The organism is Microbispora hainanensis (assembly GCF_006874475.1).
In the GTDB taxonomy this organism is placed as follows: Bacteria; Actinomycetota; Actinomycetes; order Streptosporangiales; family Streptosporangiaceae; genus Microbispora; species Microbispora hainanensis.
Genome location: NZ_VIRM01000009.1, coordinates 1 through 17,921, shown reverse-complemented (window position 1 = coordinate 17,921; position 17,921 = coordinate 1). Strand labels below are relative to the sequence as shown.

The following is a 17,921-nucleotide window of genomic DNA, read 5'->3' as shown; positions in this document are numbered from 1 at the left end:
CGAGCGCGGGGAGATCGTGCCTGCGCGGCGCGGCGCGGCGCGGCGCGGAGCGGTGCCGCCGCGCATGCGCGGGATCCGTGCTGACCTGTTCTGACCTGAATTGATGGGATGCAATCGAACGCGTCAGCGAGAAATGTCGGTGGGGTGGCCTACCCTCTGCGGCGTGAACCGTACCGACCGGCTCTACGCGATCGTCGAGGACCTGCGGGCGATCTCCCCGCGCTGCCGGTCCGCGCGTGAGCTCGCCCTGCGCTTCGAGGTGAGCTCACGGACCATCGAGCGGGACATCTCCGCGCTGCAGCAGGCCGGCGTGCCGATCTACGCGGAGGTCGGGCGCAGGGGAGGCTACGCGCTGGACAAGAGCATGTCCCTGCCCCCGCTCAACTTCACCCCCGCCGAGGCCGTGGCGGTGGCGATCGCCCTGAGCCGCACAGAACAGCAGCCCTTCGCCGACGAGGCGCGCAGCGCACTGCGCAAGCTCGTCGCCGCCATGCCCGGCCCCGAGGGAGACCGCGCCCGGCAACTGGCCGCCCGCGTGCAGATCCTCACCGACGACAAGCCGGAGTCCCGCTACACCGGGTCGATCGGCCGGGTCATCGAGGAGGCCCTGCTCAAGGGGGTCGTCCTACGCATCCACTACAGCGACGCGCAGGGTGCGCTGACGACCAGGGAGGTGGAGCCCGGGGCGTTCGTCGGCGGGCGGAGCGGGTGGTGGTATCTGGTGGCCTGGTGCCGCCTGCGCGACGCCGTCCGCGTCTTCCGGCTCGACCGCATCGTCGAGGCCGTCCTCACCGAAGATCCGGTGCCCGGGCGGCCTCTGGAGGCGTTCGACGCCGGGGTGCCTGACATGATCGCGCGCACACCGGTGCTCGACTGATCGTTTCTTCGAAAAAATGTTCGTGAGTCTTTGGAAACGCCGACAGGGGGGTGTCGCGAGGGAGCGGGAGGCTCTACTCAGACGACGACGGACCGGCCGTGGCCCAACGAGCACCTTCCCCGCTCGTCACGCCGCCGCCGTCGCACAGGAGAGAGCGCCCACCACAGAGCGTTGCAGCAGGGCGCAACAGCAGAGCGCAACGGAAGAAAGAGACCGACCATGACCACTCCCGCCGCCCCCGCCGTCAACACCGTCGCCTGGTTCGAGATCGCGAGCGACGACCCCGAGGGGGTCCAGCGCTTCTACGGCGACCTGTTCGGCTGGCGGTTCCGGACCGATGAGAACTCGGCCGCCGTGGGCATGGACTACCGGCTCGTCAGCTACGACGGTGACGAGGAGGTGTGCGGCGGCGTGTTCGGCACCCGCGGCGACATGCCCGGTCACGCCGTCTTCACGGTGCTCGTGCGCGACGTGGCCGAGACCTGCCGCACGGTGGAGACCCTGGGCGGGAAGGTGCTCAGCCAGGTCGTGCGCAACGAGAGCGGCCCCGACTTCGCCTACCTTCACGACCCGTCCGGCAACCTCTTCGGCATCTTCGCCCCGGCCGGTTCCTGACCGGCCGGAGCGCATCCAGGCCGTCCGAACGCCCGCCGGGATCCTCCCGTGCTTCCCCTGCGGCGCCTTTCCCTCCGGGCCCTTCCCCTCCGGGCCGTCAGGGCGCTCGGACGGCCGTTCCCCACCCCCGCCGGTCGGGTGGGGTTCGCCGGCCGCCCGTTCGAGGTGCCGACACGGGCGGCCGGCCTCGGCTCGCCGCCACGCGCGCCGTGGCGCGGGCTCGTCATGCCTCCGGCTGCCGGTGCTGCAACTGGCGGCGCAACTCGGCGATCTCCCGCTCCAGGTCGGCGACGTCCGGGGCGCCGGAACCGGCCGGGCCCTGGCTCGGTGCGGCCTGCGACCGCTGCTGCTCATAGGGCGAGGGAGCGGGACGCACATACCGCGTCGCGCCGTCGAGCTGCTGGAGGTCGTAGCCCGCGTCCGGCCGCCGAGGGTCGTAGCCCGCGTCCGGCCGCCGAGGGTCGTAGCCCGCGTCCGGCCGCCGAGGGTCGTAGCCCGCGTTCGGCTGCTGGAGGTCGTGCTCTACTCCAGGCGGCTGGGAGTCGTAACGCACGCCCGGCCGCTGGGGATCGTGGTCGCGCGAGCGCGGAGCCTCGTGGTCTCCGGCCGTCCGCCCGGGCCGGTGGCCGTCGGCCGGCGGCAGGCTCTGCGGCTGCCGGCCCTGCGGAAGCACCTGGCCGTTCACCGGCTGCCGGTCGTAACCGGCGCCGACCTGCGCCGGATAGCCGCCGCCGTCGGCCCCCGGGTACGGCCCGCCGTACGCGGGCGACGGCGACCGGCCCTGCGGAGAGGAGCCCGTCTTCCTGCGCCTGCGCAGGAGGACCAGCAGCAGGACACCTCCGCCGACCACGATCGACACACCGGCGCCGGCGGCGATCCACAGCCACAACGGCTGCGGGGTCTCGTCCTTTCCGGACGAGATCGCCTGCTGCGAGTCGGTGATGTACCTCGCGACGTACGGGTGGCTCGGGAACAGCGCCTGCACCTCGCGGAACTTCGGCAGCGCGTCCTTGTAGTGCCGCTGGAAGAAGTCGTCGAGCGCCTCGTTGTACCTCGTCGTCGTCAGCGACGCGGAGGGCTTGACGTTCTTCTCGTTGAGCTTCTCCTTGATGATCGAAATCGGGAGCACGAAGCTCTCGTTCTCCGACGCCTCGCCGTTCTCGCTCACGGTGCCGGCGATCAGCATGCCGACGACCTTGCCCGCACGGCTGAAGACGGGCCCCCCGGAGTTGCCGTGGTAGGAGGGCGCCTGCGTCTGGACGTACGGCACGCCCTCCTGCGTGGTGCGCTTGGCGTTGTACGGCCCCTCGGTCAGCGCGGGGTCGAGCTTCGACTCGACGCTGAACCACGGCGTGTTGGTCACCAGGCCGGGGAAGCCGCTGATGTAGAGCGTGTCGCCGGTCTGCACGTCGGCGTCGTCGCCGAGCGGCACGGTCGGCAGGTTCTGCTGGCCGTTGACCTTGAGCAGTGCGAAGTCCTTGCCCGGGTAGCTCTCACCGACCGACACCAGCTCGGCCGGGACCTCCTTGGCCGTCTTGTCGACACCGCCGCCGGGCAGGCTCTGCAGGACCGACAGGCTCTTGCGCAGGCCGCGGATCTCCAGGTGGGTGCTGTTGAAGGTGACGTAGATCTGCTGGACGAGCTCGATCATCTCCTTGTCGGCCTCGAAGTTCCGCAGGGCGTTGATCATGTCCTTCGCGTCCTGCTTGTTGAACTTCTCCAGCGCCTGCTGCGCGAAGGTCTGCGACAGCTCCTCGTTGCTCATCTCGACGCAGTGCGCGCCGGTGACCATGTAGCCGTCGGGGGTCACCCACCAGCCCGTGCACATGCCGCCGACCTGGGCCTTGACCGTACGCTCCGGGCCGACGGGCTGGAGATACCGGTCGACGTCGGCCGCCACGCGCTGGAAGAGGAACTTGGCGATGCTCCGCTCGTCAGAGGGGATCTTTCCGGCCAGCACGGCCTGGGTGGCCTCGTTGGTGAGCTGGTCCCACGCGGCCTCCTTGGCCTGGCTGCTCGGGACGACGACCTCGCCGGAATAGGTGATGCTGGTGAGCTGCACGGCCGGGTGGGTGCGAGCGGCCAGCCGGGTGCCGACGGGGACCTCGTCCCCGGTGTCCGCCGAAGCGGGAGCGGCCACGACGAGCAGGGCGCACGCCGCCGTCGCGGCCATCCCCCCGGTCAGCCTGCCGAAGTATTTCCTGAGATTTCCATCCACGGCCGCAAGCGTGATGGAACGTTCTTGTTTCCTGCTTGGAGGTGGCTTGAGACCGGCCGGTGGCGCACTCCACGGCCGCTTCCGAGCCGCTCAGACGGGATCAGAGCCCCCGGAAACGACGGCGGCCCCCGCCGGAACGGGGGCCGCCGGACGATCCGCGGATCAGACGCCCATCGACTGGGTGTCGTTGGTCTCCGGGGTCTGCTGAGTGGTCACCTCGGTCACCCCGTTCTTGAGGTGATAACGGGCGACGGCCTCCTGCAGCGTCTCGGCCTTGACCTCACCGCGCCGCACGAGCTGGGTCAGCACCGCCAGCGTGATCGAGGCCGCGTCCACGTGGAAGTGGCGGCGCAGCGCCGAACGCGTGTCGGACAGGCCGAAGCCGTCCGTGCCGAGCGAGCTCCAGTCGCCGGGCACCCACTGGGCGATCTGGTCCGGGACGGCGCGCATGTAGTCGCTGACGCCCACGAACGGCCCCGGCACACCCGACAGCTTGCTGGTCACGTACGGCACGCGCTGCTCGGCGTCGGGGTTGAGCAGGTTGTGCTCCTCGACGGCCAGGGCGTCCCTGCGCAACTCCGTCCAGGAGGTGGCCGACCAGACCGAGGCCGCCACGCCCCAGTCCTCCGCCAGCATCCGCTGCGCCTCCAGCGCCCACGGACCGGCGACGCCGGACACCAGGATGTTCGCCTTCGGCCCCTCGCCCGTCGCAGGGGCGTAGAGGTAGAGGCCCTTGAGGATGCCCTCCACGTCCACGTTCTCCGGCTCGGCCGGCTGCGGATAGGGCTCGTTGTAGACGGTCAGGTAGTAGAAGATGTCTTCGGGCTGCTCCCCGTACATCCTCCGCAGGCCGTCCTTGACGATGTGCGCGATCTCGAACGCCCACGCCGGGTCGTACGCCACGGCGGCGGGGTTGGTCGAGGCGATCAGCGGGGTGTGGCCGTCCTCGTGCTGCAGGCCCTCGCCGTTCAGCGTGGTGCGGCCGGCGGTGGCGCCGAGCAGGAAGCCCCGGCCCATCTGGTCGCCGAGCTGCCACATCTGGTCCGCGGTCCGCTGGAACCCGAACATCGAATAGAAGATGTAGACCGGGATCATGTGCTCGCCGTGCGTGGCGTACGACGTGCCGGCCGCGAGGACCGAGCCCATCGAGCCGGCCTCGCTGATGCCCTCGTGCAGGATCTGACCCTCGGTCGACTCCTTGTAGGACAGCAGCAGCTCGCGGTCGACCGCCTCGTACGTCTGCCCATGAGGCGAGTAGATCTTGGCGGTCGGGAACATCGCGTCCACACCGAACGTGCGGGCCTCGTCCGGGATGATCGGCACGAACCTGGCGCCGATCTCCTTGTCGCGCATGAGGTCCTTGAGCAGGCGGACGAACGCCATGGTGGTGGCGACGTTCTGCTTGCCGGAGCCCTTGCGCAGGCCCGAGTAGACGGGGTCGCCGGGGAGCTTGAGCGGCTTGGCGCGTACTACTCGCTTGGGCAGGTAGCCGCCGAGCGCCGCCCGGCGCTCCTTCATGTAGGCGATCTCGTCGTTGTTCTCGCCGGGGTGGAAGTACGGCGGGAGGTCGCCCTCGAGGTCCTTGTCCGGGATGGGCAGGTAGAGCCGGTCGCGGAACTCCTTGAGCTCGGCCTTGCTCATCTTCTTCATCTGGTGCGTGGCGTTGCGCGCCTCGAAGTCCTTGCCGAGCGTCCAGCCCTTGATCGTCTGGGCCAGGATGACCGTCGGCTGGCCGACGTGCTCGCGGGCCGCCTTGAACGCGGCGTACACCTTGCGGTAGTCGTGGCCGCCGCGCGACAGCTTGCGGATGTCGTCGTCGGTCATGTGCTCGACCATCTTGCGCAGGCGCGGGTCGCCGCCGAAGAAGTGCTCCCGGATGTAGGCGCCCGACTCGACGGAGTAGGTCTGGAACTGACCGTCGGGCGTGGTGTTCATCCGGTTGACCAGCACGCCGTCGACGTCGGCCGCGAGCAGCGGGTCCCAGTCTCGGCCCCAGACGACCTTGATGACGTTCCAGCCGGCGCCGCGGAAGTACGACTCCAGCTCCTGGATGATCTTCCCGTTGCCGCGTACCGGGCCGTCGAGCCGCTGGAGGTTGCAGTTGATGACGAAGGTGAGGTTGTCGAGCTCCTCGCGGGCCGCGACGCCGATCGCGCCGAGCGACTCGGGCTCGTCCATCTCGCCGTCGCCGAGGAAGCACCAGACGTGGCTGCGGCTGGTGTCCTTGATCTTGCGGTTGAGCAGGTAACGGTTGAACCGCGCCTGGTAGATCGCGCCGATCGGGCCGAGTCCCATGGAGACCGTGGGGAACTCCCAGAAGTCCGGCATAAGCCGGGGGTGCGGGTAGGACGGCAGGCCCTTGATCCCGTGGGACAGCTCCTGGCGGAACGCGTCGAGCTGGGCCGCGTCGAGGCGGCCCTCAAGGAAGGCACGGGCGTAGATGCCCGGGGCCGCGTGGCCCTGGATGAAGACCTGGTCGCCCGACTCCCCGTGATCCTTGCCACGGAAGAAGTGGTTGAAGCCCACCTCGTAGAGCGAGGCCGCGGACGCGTAGGTGGCGATGTGGCCGCCGACGTTGGTCCGCGCGTTGGCACGGGTCACCATCACCGCCGCGTTCCAGCGGATGTAGGCCCGGATGCGGCGTTCGACGTACTCGTCGCCTGGGAACCAGGGCTCACGCTCCGGGGGGATGGTGTTGATGTAGTCCGTGCTGCGCAGGCCGGGCACGCCGACCTGGTGTTCGCGGGCGCGCTCTAGCAGCCGGAGCATCAGGTAGCGGGCCCGGGTGCGACCCTCGGTCTTGATGACGTTGTCGAGCGATTCGAGCCATTCGCTGGTCTCGCTCGGATCGACATCAGGCAACTGGCTGGGTAGGCCGTCACTGATGATCGAAAAACGCTGGCGTCCGGAAGCCACTGGGTCTCGCCTTCCGAGAATGGACTTTGTCTCGTCGGATCTGTTACGTCTGTGTTTTTTGCCTGCTGCGATGCAGTCAGCGCTTGATCGCGGCGTTGCGGTCTTCTTCCATCCTGTCTCGTCCTACCGGAAAGTGCATCTCTACTTCCCGGTAACCGGACCGTCCGCGCTGGCTGCGGGGCAGTTGCTGGCCTAGACCACCGATGGTAGGACGATTTTTACCCACCATCCATTACTGGCCGCCGCCGGGGGCGTCGCAAGGTCACAGAGGTCATATCGTGCCTGGTCGGAACCTCCCTACCCGGCCTGGTCGCGCCCTATCCGGAGGGCCGGGCGAAGTGGTCGCGCGGCCGCCGTCCCCGACGCTCTGTAATCGTCTGCGGCACCCTCTCGCCTCCTGTGTCTCCAGGTCTGCGGCATGTCGCCCCGGACGGGCGGACGTGGCCGGGCGGTGGTGTGGTGGGCGCGTAACGTTTTAGTATGAGTTGTCCCTTCCTCTGAGGAGGGGAGGGTTTCTCCTCTTTCCAGCTGGCGATAGCCGTACCAGGCTCAGGAGAGAGGGGGACCGAGATGCATGCAACGGTAGGGGACCGGCTGGTGGTGCACGGTGCCGTCGTGGGCGACCACGAGAAGCACGGTGTGATCGTCGAGGTCCGCGGCCCGGAGGGCGGCCCGCCGTTCCTGGTGAGATACGAGGACGGGCACGAGGCGCTCGTCTTCCCCGGTCCGGACGCCGTCGTCGTCCCAGCTCAGCGCGAATCGTAATATCGCGGATGTGAAATCGACGGTGATCGAGGTGCGGACCGGCGCGCGCGAGCGCGTGCACGACATAACGAAGGAGTGCGCCGACTTCGTGCGCGAGTGCGGGGGAGACGGGCTGCTGCACGTCTTCGTCCCGCACGCGACGGCGGGCGTGGCGTTGCTTGAGCTCGGCTCAGGGAGCGACGAGGACCTGCTGGCCGTCCTGGGAGACCTGCTGCCGGCGGACGACCGGTGGCGGCATGCGCACGGCTCTCGTGGGCACGGGAGGTCGCATGTCATGCCCGCCTTCATCCCGCCGTACGCGACCGTTCCCGTCCTCGCGGGCAGGATGGCGCTGGGGACCTGGCAGTCGGTCGCCCTGGTCGACCTCAACGTCGACAACCCCGACAGGCGTGTTCGTTTGTCGTTTTTGACCGATTAAGAGATAACGGTGCGGGTCACCCGCCGTGGCGACCGTTGACGACGACGGGTCGCAGCGTGTGGACTGTGCCGAAGCATGGCTCTCAACGAGCCGGGACAACCGCAAACTGGGCGGGGTCACCCAAGCAGGAGGGATAAACGTGAGCGCGACCGCGGGTCAGGCGCAGGACGAGCGCGGCCTGGCCGAACGACTCGGCCTCAAAGCCGGTCAGGTGGTGCAAGAGGTCGGCTGGGACGAGGACTGCGACGAGGCGCTGCGCCAGTCCATCGAGGAGCTGACCGGCAACGAGCTGGTGGACGAGGACTACGACGACGTCGTCGACGTGGTGCTGCTCTGGTGGCGTGACGGCGACGGCGACCTCTTCGACGCGCTGAGCGACGCGATGACCGCACTCGCCGACGGAGGCCAGATCTGGCTGCTGACCCCCAAGGCGGGGCGCGAGGGCCACGTGGAGCCCAGCGACATCGGCGAGGACGCGGCGACCGCGGGTCTGTCGCAGACGAGCAGCGTGAGCGCCGCCAGGGACTGGTCGGGCACAAGGCTCGTCGCCCCGAAGGCCCGCCGCTGAGTATTGCCCTGCCGTACGGCCCGGGGATGCCGTACGGCAGGATGATGAGCGGACACCTGGGGAGGGACTGCTCATGGCGATAGAGGTCGGGCAGCGGGCTCCGGATTTCGCGCTCAAGGACCAGCACGGTGTCCCCGTGCGCCTGTCCGACCTGCGGGGCAAAACAGTCATGCTCGTCTTCTATCCCCTGTCCTTCAGTCCCGTCTGCCACGGTGAGCTCGCGGCCATCCGCGACGAGCTCGCCGGCTCCCTGCCTTCGCACGTCCAGGTGCTGGCGGTGTCGGTCGACTCGATGTTCAGCCAGCGCGCCTGGGCCGACCAGGAGGGCTTCACTTTTCCCCTGTTGTCGGATTTCTGGCCCCACGGTGAGGTCGCCCGGGCGTACGGTGTCCTCGATGAGGACAGGGGCCTCGCGCTCCGGGGCACGTTCATCATCGACGGCGAAGGCATCGTGCGCTGGAAGGTCGTCAACCCGATCGGTTCCGCACGCGATCTCGACGAGTACCGGAAGGCGCTCGCGGACATCTGATCGTTTCATTGCCCGCCCCCGGGCACTGACATATTCGACTCCGACTCCGACTCGCCCTTTTGGAGGCCACGATGCCCTGCTATCGGTGCGGGGCCCGGCAGACCGACCCTGTCCGCGGCGCCAGCCCCTGGAAGCGCGCGGTGCGCCACGAGGCGCAGGTCCTCGTCTGCCCGGACTGCCAGCGTGTGCACGACCTCGATCTCGACACGTGCGCCTCGTGCGGCTCGATCGCGCTGATCTGCCGCCTGGGGGAGATCGAGTGCCGCTCCTGCGGTGAGGTGCGGCTCGCCCGCGCCGACGAGCCGCTCGTCACGGCCGGCCCGCCGGGTTCCGCCCGGATGCCCGGCCTCGCCGCGGAGGTGGAGGCGGCCCTCGACCGCGTCCTGGGCCGCTCGTGACGTACGTCGTCGCCCTGGACGTGGGCGGCACCTCCATGAAGGGCGGTCTCGTCACCCGGCAGGGCGAGGTCACCGTCCTCGCCGGGCGGCCCACGGGGCGTGAGGACGGTCCGGACGCGGTCGTGGACGCCGTGCGCGCCTACGTCGGCGAGATCGCCGACCTCGGCCGTTCCCGGTATGGCGCCGAGCCCGCCGGGGTGGGCCTGGCCGTCCCGGGCATCGTCACCGCGTCCACCGCCGTCTATTCGGCCAACATCGGCTGGCGCGACGTGCCCGCCGAGGCGTTCACGCCGCCGGGCGTCCCCGCGCGGCTCGGGCACGACGTCCGCACGGGCGGCCTGGCCGAGAGCGTCTTCGGCGCGGGCCGCGACGTCGCCGACTTCCTCTTCCTGCCCATCGGCACCGGCATCGCGGGAGCGGTGGTGCTCCGCGGCGAGCCGTACGGCGGCGCGCACGGCTGGGGCGGCGAGATCGGGCACGCGTCCGTCTGGCCGGCGGGGGAGAAGTGCGCCTGCGGGCAGATCGGCTGCCTGGAGACCTACGCCTCCGCCTCGGCCGTGGCCCGGCGTTTCACCGACCGCTCCGGCCGTACGGCGACGGCGAAGGAGGTCGTCGAACTCGCGGTCGCGGGAGACCCGGTGGCCGCCGAGGTGTTCGGCGAGGCGATCGAGGCCCTGGCCATCGCCCTCGCGTCGTACGTGCTCGTCCTCGACCCGGCCCTGATCGTCATCGGCGGCGGCCTGGCGGAGGCCGGCGCGGCCCTGTTCGAGCCGCTGAGGGAACGGCTCGCCGGCCGGTTGGCCTTCCGGGAGCCCCCGCCCGTACGCCCGGCCGCCCTGGGCCCCCGGGCGGGCATGCTGGGTGCGGCTCTCCTCGGCTGGCAGGCGGCGGGAGACGGCGACGCGGGCGCCGACTGGTCACTCGATGTGCTGAGAGGCGCGTCGGTGTCGTAAGGTGTAGTCCGGTCCGGGCGGTTAGCTCAGCGGTAGAGCACTCGCCTTACAAGCGAGGGGTCACTGGTTCGAACCCAGTACCGCCCACCTGCGAAGAGGGCCCCGTCTCCCATCAGGGAAAACGGGGCTCGTGCCATCAGCATTGAATCTGGCCCCCTTTTGATCTCTCGATTGGCCACACCGTGGACCACATCGTCGGCTGAGAACCGCGCCTCTCTGAAGCTACTGCCGCCAGGCAGTGGGGCCGCTGCTGGCGCGGTACCGAGTGATCGGTGAGGGCGGTCACCTCCTGGAGTCGCGCGACGGCCCGCAGGCTGAACCCCTCTCGAGTCCTGTATTTGCCTGCGCCGCATCAAGTGCCTGTACGTACGCTGGCGAGCATGAGCGTGCAACCGCCAGGAGTTTTCCCCGAAGGCCCCCTGCCGGAGAAGAATCCGCATGCCATCCGTAGAGCGTTGGTCATGCCACAGGACCGAGATGGGTTCGACGCAAGTCTTGACGCTGTACTTGCTGAGGTTCGTGCCAGTTCGGACCTCGGCCTATTGCGCGAGTTCATTCACACCTGGTGGCTGATCGCGTGCGACTCGGTGAAAGATCCGCAGGGCAGGAGAGACCTCTACGAGCGGGCCGTCCGTGTCCAGTAACTGGCCGACGCCGGTAAGCCAATTCCACGGGGCGACAAGACATGGCGCGAACTGCTCGCTGAGCGCGGGGTCGAGTAGTAGGTGTACTCGATCGCTGAGCCCGATCCTTTGGCTCGATAACAGATCGAGGCGCTTCCTGAGGATCACTGGTTCGAACCCACTACCGCCCATCACCGAAGGAGCCCCGTACCCGCAGGGCTTGCGTCATTAGCGAACGCAGTCGCGTTCGTTCAGTGACCACTCGCCTCGGTCGGCAGAGCAAGTCTGATCTTGTCTTCTGTCGCCGCGCCCGTCTACCGAACCTGACCGGTCAGCAACGCCGACCAGGTTTCCCAGCCCTGCCCCACCCGCCACCGGTGGGTCTCGCTGATCTCAGGGGCGTCCACGTTCTGTACGGTGCGCCGGATGAAGGCGACACCGCCCGACTGGCACAACTCGTAGAACCGTGCTTGACAGTCGCAGGTCCAGGCCAGAACCCGGACGCGATGCGCCGGCGGCGGCTTCCGCCACTCCAGCTTTCTGAAGTTCCCCCGGAGGGTGGGGACGTGTGCGCTGTGCAGGCGGTTCGGCTCGTCGAGGTCGTTCACGAGCCCTCGCCAGCGAGGTACGGCGGGCACGGGTAGGTACGGCGCAGTTGCCGGTAGCGATGCGCCACCCGGCGCGCGGCGGTGACGACGTCGGAGGCCGGGGCGAAGGCGTAGACCGGCCGCCCGCTGGTCGAGGTACGGCCCGAGCGCCAGCGGAACCAGCGGCCATCGGTCCAGACGACGAGCTCGACCCAGACCGACACCAGCGCCAGCCCGTACCCCTCGTGCACGTCGGCCGCCACGCCGTACTGCTCCAGCTCCACACACAGCCGCTCCGCAGCACGGACAGCGGTGACCTCCGGAGGACGCCGACCGTACACGAGCCGATCAGCGCCCATCACGCCGCCGCCGGCACGCCGGTACCCGCACAGTCGAAGCACTCGACCGCCACCAACTCCACGGCCACACCGTCAAGCCGAAGCCGGGCATCGGCCGAGGACTTCCGAACGAACCGCCAGCCCTTCCCCCGGCAGGCTCCGCATCTGTCCATCTCCGTAACCATGGGATCAAGGGTCGGAATTCTCGTTCTCCCAGCCCATCCCCGCGTGGCATCCCTTGACGGGATAGGTCACGACCGCGTAGCAGTGGAAGGCACTTTCCGTAACCGCCCCGGTGCGAAGGGAAAGCCCGCGGATGCCGCCACGCATCGCCGAGCCGTACGAGGTCCCCACCTCGCTGTGGCACCGCCCCGACATGCTCACCGCGCTCAAGACCCGCGACATCGGCGCAGTCTTCCGCCTGGTCCGCCAGTACGGCGGCCTGAGCCAGACCGTCATCGGCAGCCTGACCGGCTATAGCCAGGGCAAGGTCAGCGCCATCATGAGCGGAAGTCAGCAGGTCATCGCCCTGGAGGTGTTCGAGCGGATCGCGGACGGCCTGCACATGCCCGACCAGGCCCGCATGGCTCTCGGCCTCGCTCCTCGCGACCTGGCCGCCGCAGCCATCCCACGGCAGGATGCCCGCCCAGCAGGTCCTCCGCCTACCGTTGATCTCGTCCGACACGGAGAGGACGAGACCGAAGTGCGACGTCGTGACTTCGTCGGCCTCGCGGGGGCCGCCCTGTTCAGTGCCGTAGTAGCCCAGCCCCTCACCCGCGACGAGGAAGCCGCAGGCGCCGACGATCTCGCCGCAGCCCTCACCGAATACCCGGTCGCCGGGCCCCAGCTCCCGGAGCTGTCGCAACTCGCCGCCGCCGTCGCCCGGGCGAAGCGGACCTACCAGGCGTGCCGATACTCCGAGGTCGCGGCGATGCTTCCCGCGCTGATCCGCTCTCTGCGCCTTGCGTGCGCCACACTCGACGGAGACGCCCGGCTCAAGGCGCACGCCCTGTCCGCCGAGGCGCACCACGTGGCCGCCTCCATCCTGCTCAAGCAGGAAGACAAGGGCCTCGCCTGGCTCGCCGCCGACCGCAGCGTCCACGCCGCCCAGGCCAGCGAGAGCCCGCTGATGATGGGCTCAAGCGCCCGGATCATCACGCACGCCCTGATGGACGGTGGCCACCACCGAGCAGCGACCGGCATGGCGAGCAGCGCCGCCCAACGCCTGAACGCCGCCCTGTCCCAGCCGTCCCCGAACGACCTATCGGTGTACGGCACACTCCTCTTGCGCGGAGCCGTCGCCGCCGCCCAGCACAGCAACCGGCACACCGCCGCCGAACTCCTGGACGAGGCCGAGGACGCAGGCCGACGACTCGCTACGACGGCAACCACATGTGGACCGCGTTCGGTCCGAGCAACGTCCTGTGCCACCGCGTGAGCATCGCCCTCTCCCTTGGCGATGCCGGAACCGCGATCGAGAACGCCCGCAGGATCGACATCAACGCCCTGCCCATCAACGAGCGCAAGGCGACCGTCCTCCTGGACACCTCCCGAGCGTTCCTCGCCTGGGGCAAGCACGACCGCGCCCTCTACATCCTGCGCGCCGCCGGTGACATCGCCCCCGAGGAAATCACCAGCCGCCCCGCCACTCATAGGCTGGTCCGCGACATCCTCGCCACCGCGCCCATCAGCATCCGCCGCGAAGCGCGAGAGTACGCCGAATCCCTGGGAGTCAGCGCGTGACCAACACCGGCAAGGTCCTGTACATCATCGTCTGCGCCGCAGGACCCGCCGGCGACGTCGGCAAGCTCGTCACCATGGCCCAGGACGACGGGTGGACCGTCCAAATCGTCGCCACCCCAAGCGCGCTCGACTTCATCGACGTGCCGGCCCTGGAAAAGCAGACCGGCCGCCCCGTCCGCAGCCAGTACCGCAAGCCCGGCGACCCCAAGCCCCCGAGGGCCGACGCCATCATCGTCGCGCCCGCGACCTACAACACCATCAACAAGTTCGCCCAAGGCATCGCCGACACCTACGCCCTCGGCCTTCTCGCCGAAGCCCCCGGCCTCGGAATCCCCGTCGTCGTCCTGCCCTTCGTGAACAGCGCCCTTGCTGCTCGCAAGCCCTTCCGCGACAGCGTCGACTCGTTGCGCAGTGAAGGTGTTGATTTGCTCATGGGACCTGGCCAGTTTGAGCCGCATCCGCCGAGTGGAGGCACCGACCGACTGGAGACCTTCCCGTGGCAACTGGCATTGAAGGTACTGCGTAGGTGATTACGTATCTCGTGGACCAGTTGCCGGAGTCAGAGCTACGCCCTGCTCTGGAGCGTGACCTCCCCTTCTTCGCATCGTTCGCGCTGCTCCCTAACTAATTACCGACGCTGCCGTCCGGGTGAAAATCGCGATGGACGACGACGGGTCGTGCGTCCAGGTCAGGGTGGGTTCCGGGTGCTGGTCCCGCCCCCTTCCTGGATGGGTTACTGGTTCGAATTCAGTGCTGCCCACCAGAGTGAAGAGCCCCATCTTCCGTCAGGGGCGGGTACCGATGAATCAACCTGCCACTGCCGTTGACTCACGACGTCCGGACATCGGCGATCAGGCCGTTATCTCGAAGCCGTGGGAGGGTGTGGCTCGCCTTGGTTGCTCGTGGAGGCGGCGGTTCAGGCGACCTTGACGGAATGAGAGCCGACGCTGATCGTCACCTGAAGGTGTCCTCCCAGGGCGTTCGCGTAGGCGCGAAGGGTCTCTATCTCCATAACCTCAGGATCGCCGTTCTCAATCTGGGAAACACGGGATTGCGAGATGCCCAGGGCGGCAGCAATATCGGCCTGAGTCTTCCCTAGTGCCTTACGCAGTTCCTTCAGGTGATGTCCGGCCACGTACGCATCCAGCTCGGCGTCGGCTGCGGCCTGCCGGGCAGGATCAGCCAGCTCCGGATGGCGGCGGTGCGCCTCCGCCTTGACTTCGCGCCAGCTACGAGCAGGGCTCATCTCGGTCTTCCTTCGCCATGTCTGCGCGGTATTGGGCGTAGCGGTGCTTGGCCAGAGGGATTGCCTCGTGGTACCAGCGCGACCATCGTCCAGCCTTGTCTCCGGCTACCAGAAGGATCGCTTCCCTGTCTGGGTCGAAAACGAACACGATCCTGATCTCTGAGCGGCCTCGGGAGCCAGGCCGCAACTCCTTCAAATTGTTCAGGTCGTCGTCTTCCAAGGTGTCCACGAGCGGACGGCCCAAAGCCGGGCCGACCTCGGCCAGCCGGTCGATGGCTCGTTCGACCAAGGTCGCGGTATGAGGGTCGGTCTCGCAGAGCTTGAGGAACCAGTCCTCAACCGGTTCGAGCAGTACGACGTTCCAGGCCACACCTCGGAATATAACTTCTGGCTTCTACCCCTGTCAGGCTACTGCACGGGGTTCCCTCGCTGTCGACGAGGGCTGGCTAACCGGGGGGAAACGGGCAGGCCGCCATGCGTCTATGTTGCTCCGCATGACTCACTCCGAGATCGAGGTCAGTGCCGAGCTTGTGCGGGATCTGCTGCGCGACCAGCACCCCGACCTGGCCGATCGCCCGTTGCGGCTCGGCGCGCGTGGCTGGGACAACCAGCTATGGCGGCTCGGTGACGACCTCGCCGTCCGGTTGCCCTGGGCGACGCAGTCTGCGGATGCGCTGCTTCTTAAAGAGCACACCTGGCTGCCCGTCCTCGCCCCGCGCCTTCCGTTGCCGGTCCCCGTCCCGCAGCGCCTCGGCGAGCCCTCCGCTCCGTTCCCACGACCTTGGATCGTCACCACCTGGGTGCCGGGCGATCCTGCCGACCGCGCTCCCGTCACACGCGCCGCAGAGGCGGCCGACGCCCTGGCCGCCTTCCTGACGGCTTTGCACCAGCCCGCCCCCGACCATGCGCCCATCGGCCGGGGCCGCGGAGGGCCGCTGGCGGACTACTCCGAAGGTTTCGCCAAGCAGCTCGCCGAGGCCGCCGAGAGGGGGCTGATCCCCGATCCAGATGCCGTCCGCGCGGTCTGGGACGACGCCGTCGCCGCGCCCGCCTGGTCAGGCCCGGCGCTCTGGCTTCACGCCGACCTGCATCCGGCCAACGTCCTCACCGCGGACGGCACCATCTGCGGCGTGATCGACTTCGGCGACCTCTGCACGGGGGATCCAGCCTGTGACCTCGCTGCCGCCTGGATTCTGCTGCCGGACGACACGGCCGACCGCTTCTACGACGCCTACCAGCCAGCCCCGGACACTGCGACCCTGCGCCGGGCCCGCGGATGGGCGGTGGGACGCGCCCTCAGCGGCATCCTCATCGGAGAAGCCGGTGTCCACGGCCGCCCAGGAGGCAAGGCCACGTGGGGCCCACCCGCTCGTGCCGCATTGCGGCGCCTCATCGCAACGGCCCAGCGCTGATCGATCGCCTCTTCACACGCTCGAATACCTTCTTCAGGACCCTCCAAGATTTCTGGAGCAACCCCAGGTGCTCGGGCCAGCGGGTTAGCGGACAGCAGGAATGCCCACCTTGGCCGCGAGCTCGGCGGTGAAGACGACCATCACGTCGTCGGTACCGAGGTAGTAGACCTCGCCTGGCGGCCAGTCCGCCGGTCGGCCGCAGGCGATCCACACGACCTTCTCTTGCGAGCACAACCGGATCGCGTCCGGCACCCGGATGCCGCGCTCGCGGTCCTCCGACCAGGCAATGTCGACGCGGGTCAGTTTCCTGCCGACCAGGCTCGACCAGCGCGGGTGGTCGGTCACTTCCACGGGAGCCGGCCCGCACGGCTCTCCGAATCGCCGTAGGTACGCGGTCATCGGCCCAGGGAGGAGTTCAAGCCCGTAGTAATCGAAGCTGCTTCCCCATACGGCGGAGAAGCAAGTGCCCTCGTTGGTGAACAGTTCGACGCCCATGGTCGGCTGGTGCCAGGGCCCGAAGTCCCATTCCTCGACATTCCGGCCGTCCTCCCCACCTGTCAGTGGGTAATAGACGACTCTGCGGATGCGTTCGCTTCGCAACAGGGCGTCGTCCGCTCATATCTCTCCGAGGTCAGCAACGACGACACCGGTACAGCATGCCTCCATATCGGCAACCGAGCCATTTAGATTCCCTGACGGGGACACCATCTGGCGACCTGACGAACGTTAGAGCCGTGGTCGTGGCGAAATGCCATCCGCCGCGAGCTGAAGGTCGGTCCAACCGGATCCCGGCCGCTCGAAGCCTTGCCCCCCGGACCTCCGGTGTCGGTGATCAGTCCGAATGGCGGAGCTGAGGGAGGCCCACCTTCGGCTACGCCGTCGGGACGAATCCTGCCCGCGCACCACCGCAAGGGATTTCAACCATGCGGACCCCGGTGATCCGGGCCTGAATAAACGAACGCGGTCCGGCATGCGGGAGCAGAAAGGCACTCCGCCTCTCCTCTGTAGATCGCCACAAGCGAATCCGAGCCCTTCCATCAGGAATCTGCCAGCCCGGCGACTTCCAGCACAGGCTCATGCTCTTCGAGCCGGATCGCTTCGACCTCGTCGGCCGTGACCTTCACGATCTTCTTGGCATAGGAGGACGCGTGATAGGTCAGCGCCACCGATTCCACCCAGCCCTCGACAGTCGCATGCAGCGGCACCCAACGGGAACCGTACACACCGAACTCACCACCAGGCCCGATGAAGGAATAGGGAACGGCCGTTCGCTGTATACCGGCCTCGAACCACCAACCATCGGCCGGTGAACCTTCCGGCGTATCCGGGCACAAGACACATGGGCCACCGTCATAGTGAGGAGCCGGAGGAAGCGCAAGCCCACCCCATCGGACCCCGAAATCCGCGACCCGATCGATCTCACCTGCAGGGATGCCTGACGCGAGCCAACGATCCCGGCATCGATCAATGTCCAAGGAGTCAACCCTAGGCCGTCAGCAGGCCCAGGACTCTGCTACGGAACTCGGTGGGATGGAATCTGACCACCTTGAAGTGACACGATGCCTGCATGCAACTTGATCAAACCCTTGTCGACGCAGCCGTCGCACAGATGGATCGACGATGGCCCGCTGATGAGCCAGGTGGTGCCGCCGCCGTCTACCCGGAGGGCGGGAAGATCCTCACCAGCGTGGGCTTGGACAACCTCAACGGCGGAG

21 protein-coding genes and 1 tRNA gene are annotated in these 17,921 nt (G+C 68.4%); 14 read left to right on the top strand and 8 right to left on the bottom strand.

What is annotated here, in order from left to right; all coding sequences use genetic code 11:
- Window positions 1–163: 163 nt before the first annotated feature.
- Together FLX08_RS09760 and FLX08_RS09755 are read left to right on the top strand one after the other, a co-directional pair.
- Complete coding sequence (locus tag FLX08_RS09760; RefSeq protein WP_208761363.1) at window positions 164–877, top strand: helix-turn-helix transcriptional regulator; 714 nt, start codon at window positions 164–166, stop codon at window positions 875–877.
- Window positions 878–1,096: 219 nt separating this feature from the next.
- Window positions 1,097–1,492, top strand: coding sequence for a VOC family protein (locus tag FLX08_RS09755; RefSeq protein ID WP_142618042.1), 396 nt, complete (start codon window positions 1,097–1,099; stop codon window positions 1,490–1,492).
- 223 nt (window positions 1,493–1,715) lie between these two features.
- Here FLX08_RS09755 and FLX08_RS09750 read toward each other — a convergent pair whose 3' ends face one another.
- Window positions 1,716–3,710: a serine protease gene (locus tag FLX08_RS09750; RefSeq protein WP_142618040.1), complete on the bottom strand. Its 1,995-nt coding sequence runs from the start codon at window positions 3,708–3,710 to the stop codon at window positions 1,716–1,718.
- Window positions 3,711–3,872: 162 nt separating this feature from the next.
- The gene (gene aceE / locus FLX08_RS09745) at window positions 3,873–6,626 is read right to left on the bottom strand and encodes a pyruvate dehydrogenase (acetyl-transferring), homodimeric type (protein ID WP_142618038.1); all 2,754 of its coding nucleotides are present in this window, start codon (window positions 6,624–6,626) and stop codon (window positions 3,873–3,875) included.
- Window positions 6,627–7,196: 570 nt separating this feature from the next.
- Here aceE and FLX08_RS09740 point away from each other — a divergent pair.
- The 8 genes from FLX08_RS09740 to FLX08_RS43360 all read left to right on the top strand — a co-directional run bounded on the left by FLX08_RS09740 (window position 7,197) and on the right by FLX08_RS43360 (window position 10,901).
- On the top strand, window positions 7,197–7,391 hold the full coding sequence (locus FLX08_RS09740) for a DUF1918 domain-containing protein (protein ID WP_142618036.1): 195 nt from the start codon (window positions 7,197–7,199) through the stop codon (window positions 7,389–7,391).
- A gap of 10 nt (window positions 7,392–7,401) precedes the next feature.
- A complete protein-coding gene (locus FLX08_RS09735; protein ID WP_142618034.1) occupies window positions 7,402–7,809 on the top strand; it encodes a secondary thiamine-phosphate synthase enzyme YjbQ in 408 nt (135 codons plus the stop codon).
- A 139-nt stretch (window positions 7,810–7,948) separates the two neighbouring features.
- Window positions 7,949–8,377 carry a DUF3052 domain-containing protein gene (locus FLX08_RS09730; RefSeq protein ID WP_142618032.1) on the top strand — a complete coding sequence of 143 codons (429 nt, stop codon included), beginning with the start codon at window positions 7,949–7,951 and terminating at the stop codon, window positions 8,375–8,377.
- A 73-nt stretch (window positions 8,378–8,450) separates the two neighbouring features.
- Window positions 8,451–8,906, top strand: a complete 456-nt coding sequence (locus tag FLX08_RS09725; RefSeq protein WP_208761362.1) for a peroxiredoxin — start codon at window positions 8,451–8,453, stop codon at window positions 8,904–8,906.
- A 71-nt stretch (window positions 8,907–8,977) separates the two neighbouring features.
- Complete coding sequence (locus FLX08_RS09720; protein ID WP_142618028.1) at window positions 8,978–9,304, top strand: hypothetical protein; 327 nt, start codon at window positions 8,978–8,980, stop codon at window positions 9,302–9,304.
- Window positions 9,301–10,257, top strand: coding sequence for an ROK family protein (locus tag FLX08_RS09715; protein WP_142618026.1), 957 nt, complete (start codon window positions 9,301–9,303; stop codon window positions 10,255–10,257). Before FLX08_RS09720 ends, FLX08_RS09715 begins: the two co-directional genes overlap by 4 nt.
- 15 nt (window positions 10,258–10,272) lie before the next feature.
- Window positions 10,273–10,344: transfer RNA gene (locus tag FLX08_RS09710), tRNA-Val, on the top strand.
- 293 nt (window positions 10,345–10,637) lie between these two features.
- Window positions 10,638–10,901, top strand: a complete 264-nt coding sequence (locus tag FLX08_RS43360) for a DUF6247 family protein (protein ID WP_425280619.1) — start codon at window positions 10,638–10,640, stop codon at window positions 10,899–10,901.
- 293 nt (window positions 10,902–11,194) lie between these two features.
- Here the strand turns inward: FLX08_RS43360 and FLX08_RS09705 are convergent, their stop codons facing one another.
- The gene (locus FLX08_RS09705; protein ID WP_142618024.1) at window positions 11,195–11,488 is read right to left on the bottom strand and encodes a hypothetical protein; all 294 of its coding nucleotides are present in this window, start codon (window positions 11,486–11,488) and stop codon (window positions 11,195–11,197) included.
- Window positions 11,485–11,751, bottom strand: coding sequence for a hypothetical protein (locus tag FLX08_RS09700; RefSeq protein ID WP_142618022.1), 267 nt, complete (start codon window positions 11,749–11,751; stop codon window positions 11,485–11,487). Before FLX08_RS09700 ends, FLX08_RS09705 begins: the two co-directional genes overlap by 4 nt.
- Window positions 11,752–12,121: 370 nt before the next feature.
- Here FLX08_RS09700 and FLX08_RS09695 point away from each other — a divergent pair, with 370 nt between their 5' ends.
- The 3 genes from FLX08_RS09695 to FLX08_RS09690 are packed head-to-tail and all read left to right on the top strand — an operon-like array spanning window position 12,122 to window position 14,078.
- Complete coding sequence (locus FLX08_RS09695) at window positions 12,122–13,243, top strand: helix-turn-helix transcriptional regulator (RefSeq protein ID WP_244312524.1); 1,122 nt, start codon at window positions 12,122–12,124, stop codon at window positions 13,241–13,243.
- Window positions 13,240–13,548 (top strand): hypothetical protein, encoded by a 309-nt coding sequence (locus FLX08_RS41995; protein ID WP_244312523.1) that lies wholly within the window; start codon window positions 13,240–13,242, stop codon window positions 13,546–13,548. The genes FLX08_RS09695 and FLX08_RS41995 overlap by 4 nt, the downstream gene beginning before the upstream one ends.
- Window positions 13,545–14,078, top strand: a complete 534-nt coding sequence (locus FLX08_RS09690) for a flavoprotein (RefSeq protein WP_142618020.1) — start codon at window positions 13,545–13,547, stop codon at window positions 14,076–14,078. The genes FLX08_RS41995 and FLX08_RS09690 overlap by 4 nt, the downstream gene beginning before the upstream one ends.
- A 386-nt stretch (window positions 14,079–14,464) precedes the next feature.
- Here FLX08_RS09690 and FLX08_RS09685 read toward each other — a convergent pair whose 3' ends face one another.
- Both FLX08_RS09685 and FLX08_RS09680 read right to left on the bottom strand, forming a co-directional pair.
- Window positions 14,465–14,794: a helix-turn-helix domain-containing protein gene (locus FLX08_RS09685; protein ID WP_142618018.1), complete on the bottom strand. Its 330-nt coding sequence runs from the start codon at window positions 14,792–14,794 to the stop codon at window positions 14,465–14,467.
- A complete protein-coding gene (locus FLX08_RS09680; RefSeq protein ID WP_142618016.1) occupies window positions 14,778–15,164 on the bottom strand; it encodes a type II toxin-antitoxin system RelE/ParE family toxin in 387 nt (128 codons plus the stop codon). The genes FLX08_RS09685 and FLX08_RS09680 overlap by 17 nt, the downstream gene beginning before the upstream one ends.
- A gap of 124 nt (window positions 15,165–15,288) precedes the next feature.
- Here FLX08_RS09680 and FLX08_RS09675 point away from each other — a divergent pair, with 124 nt between their 5' ends.
- A complete protein-coding gene (locus tag FLX08_RS09675) occupies window positions 15,289–16,206 on the top strand; it encodes an aminoglycoside phosphotransferase family protein (protein WP_142618014.1) in 918 nt (305 codons plus the stop codon).
- Window positions 16,207–16,290: 84 nt separating this feature from the next.
- Here FLX08_RS09675 and FLX08_RS09670 read toward each other — a convergent pair whose 3' ends face one another.
- Together FLX08_RS09670 and FLX08_RS41285 are read right to left on the bottom strand one after the other, a co-directional pair.
- The gene (locus FLX08_RS09670) at window positions 16,291–16,701 is read right to left on the bottom strand and encodes a hypothetical protein (protein ID WP_142618012.1); all 411 of its coding nucleotides are present in this window, start codon (window positions 16,699–16,701) and stop codon (window positions 16,291–16,293) included.
- 542 nt (window positions 16,702–17,243) lie between these two features.
- Window positions 17,244–17,681, bottom strand: a complete 438-nt coding sequence (locus tag FLX08_RS41285) for a hypothetical protein (protein ID WP_208761361.1) — start codon at window positions 17,679–17,681, stop codon at window positions 17,244–17,246.
- Window positions 17,682–17,921: the final 240 nt, after the last annotated feature.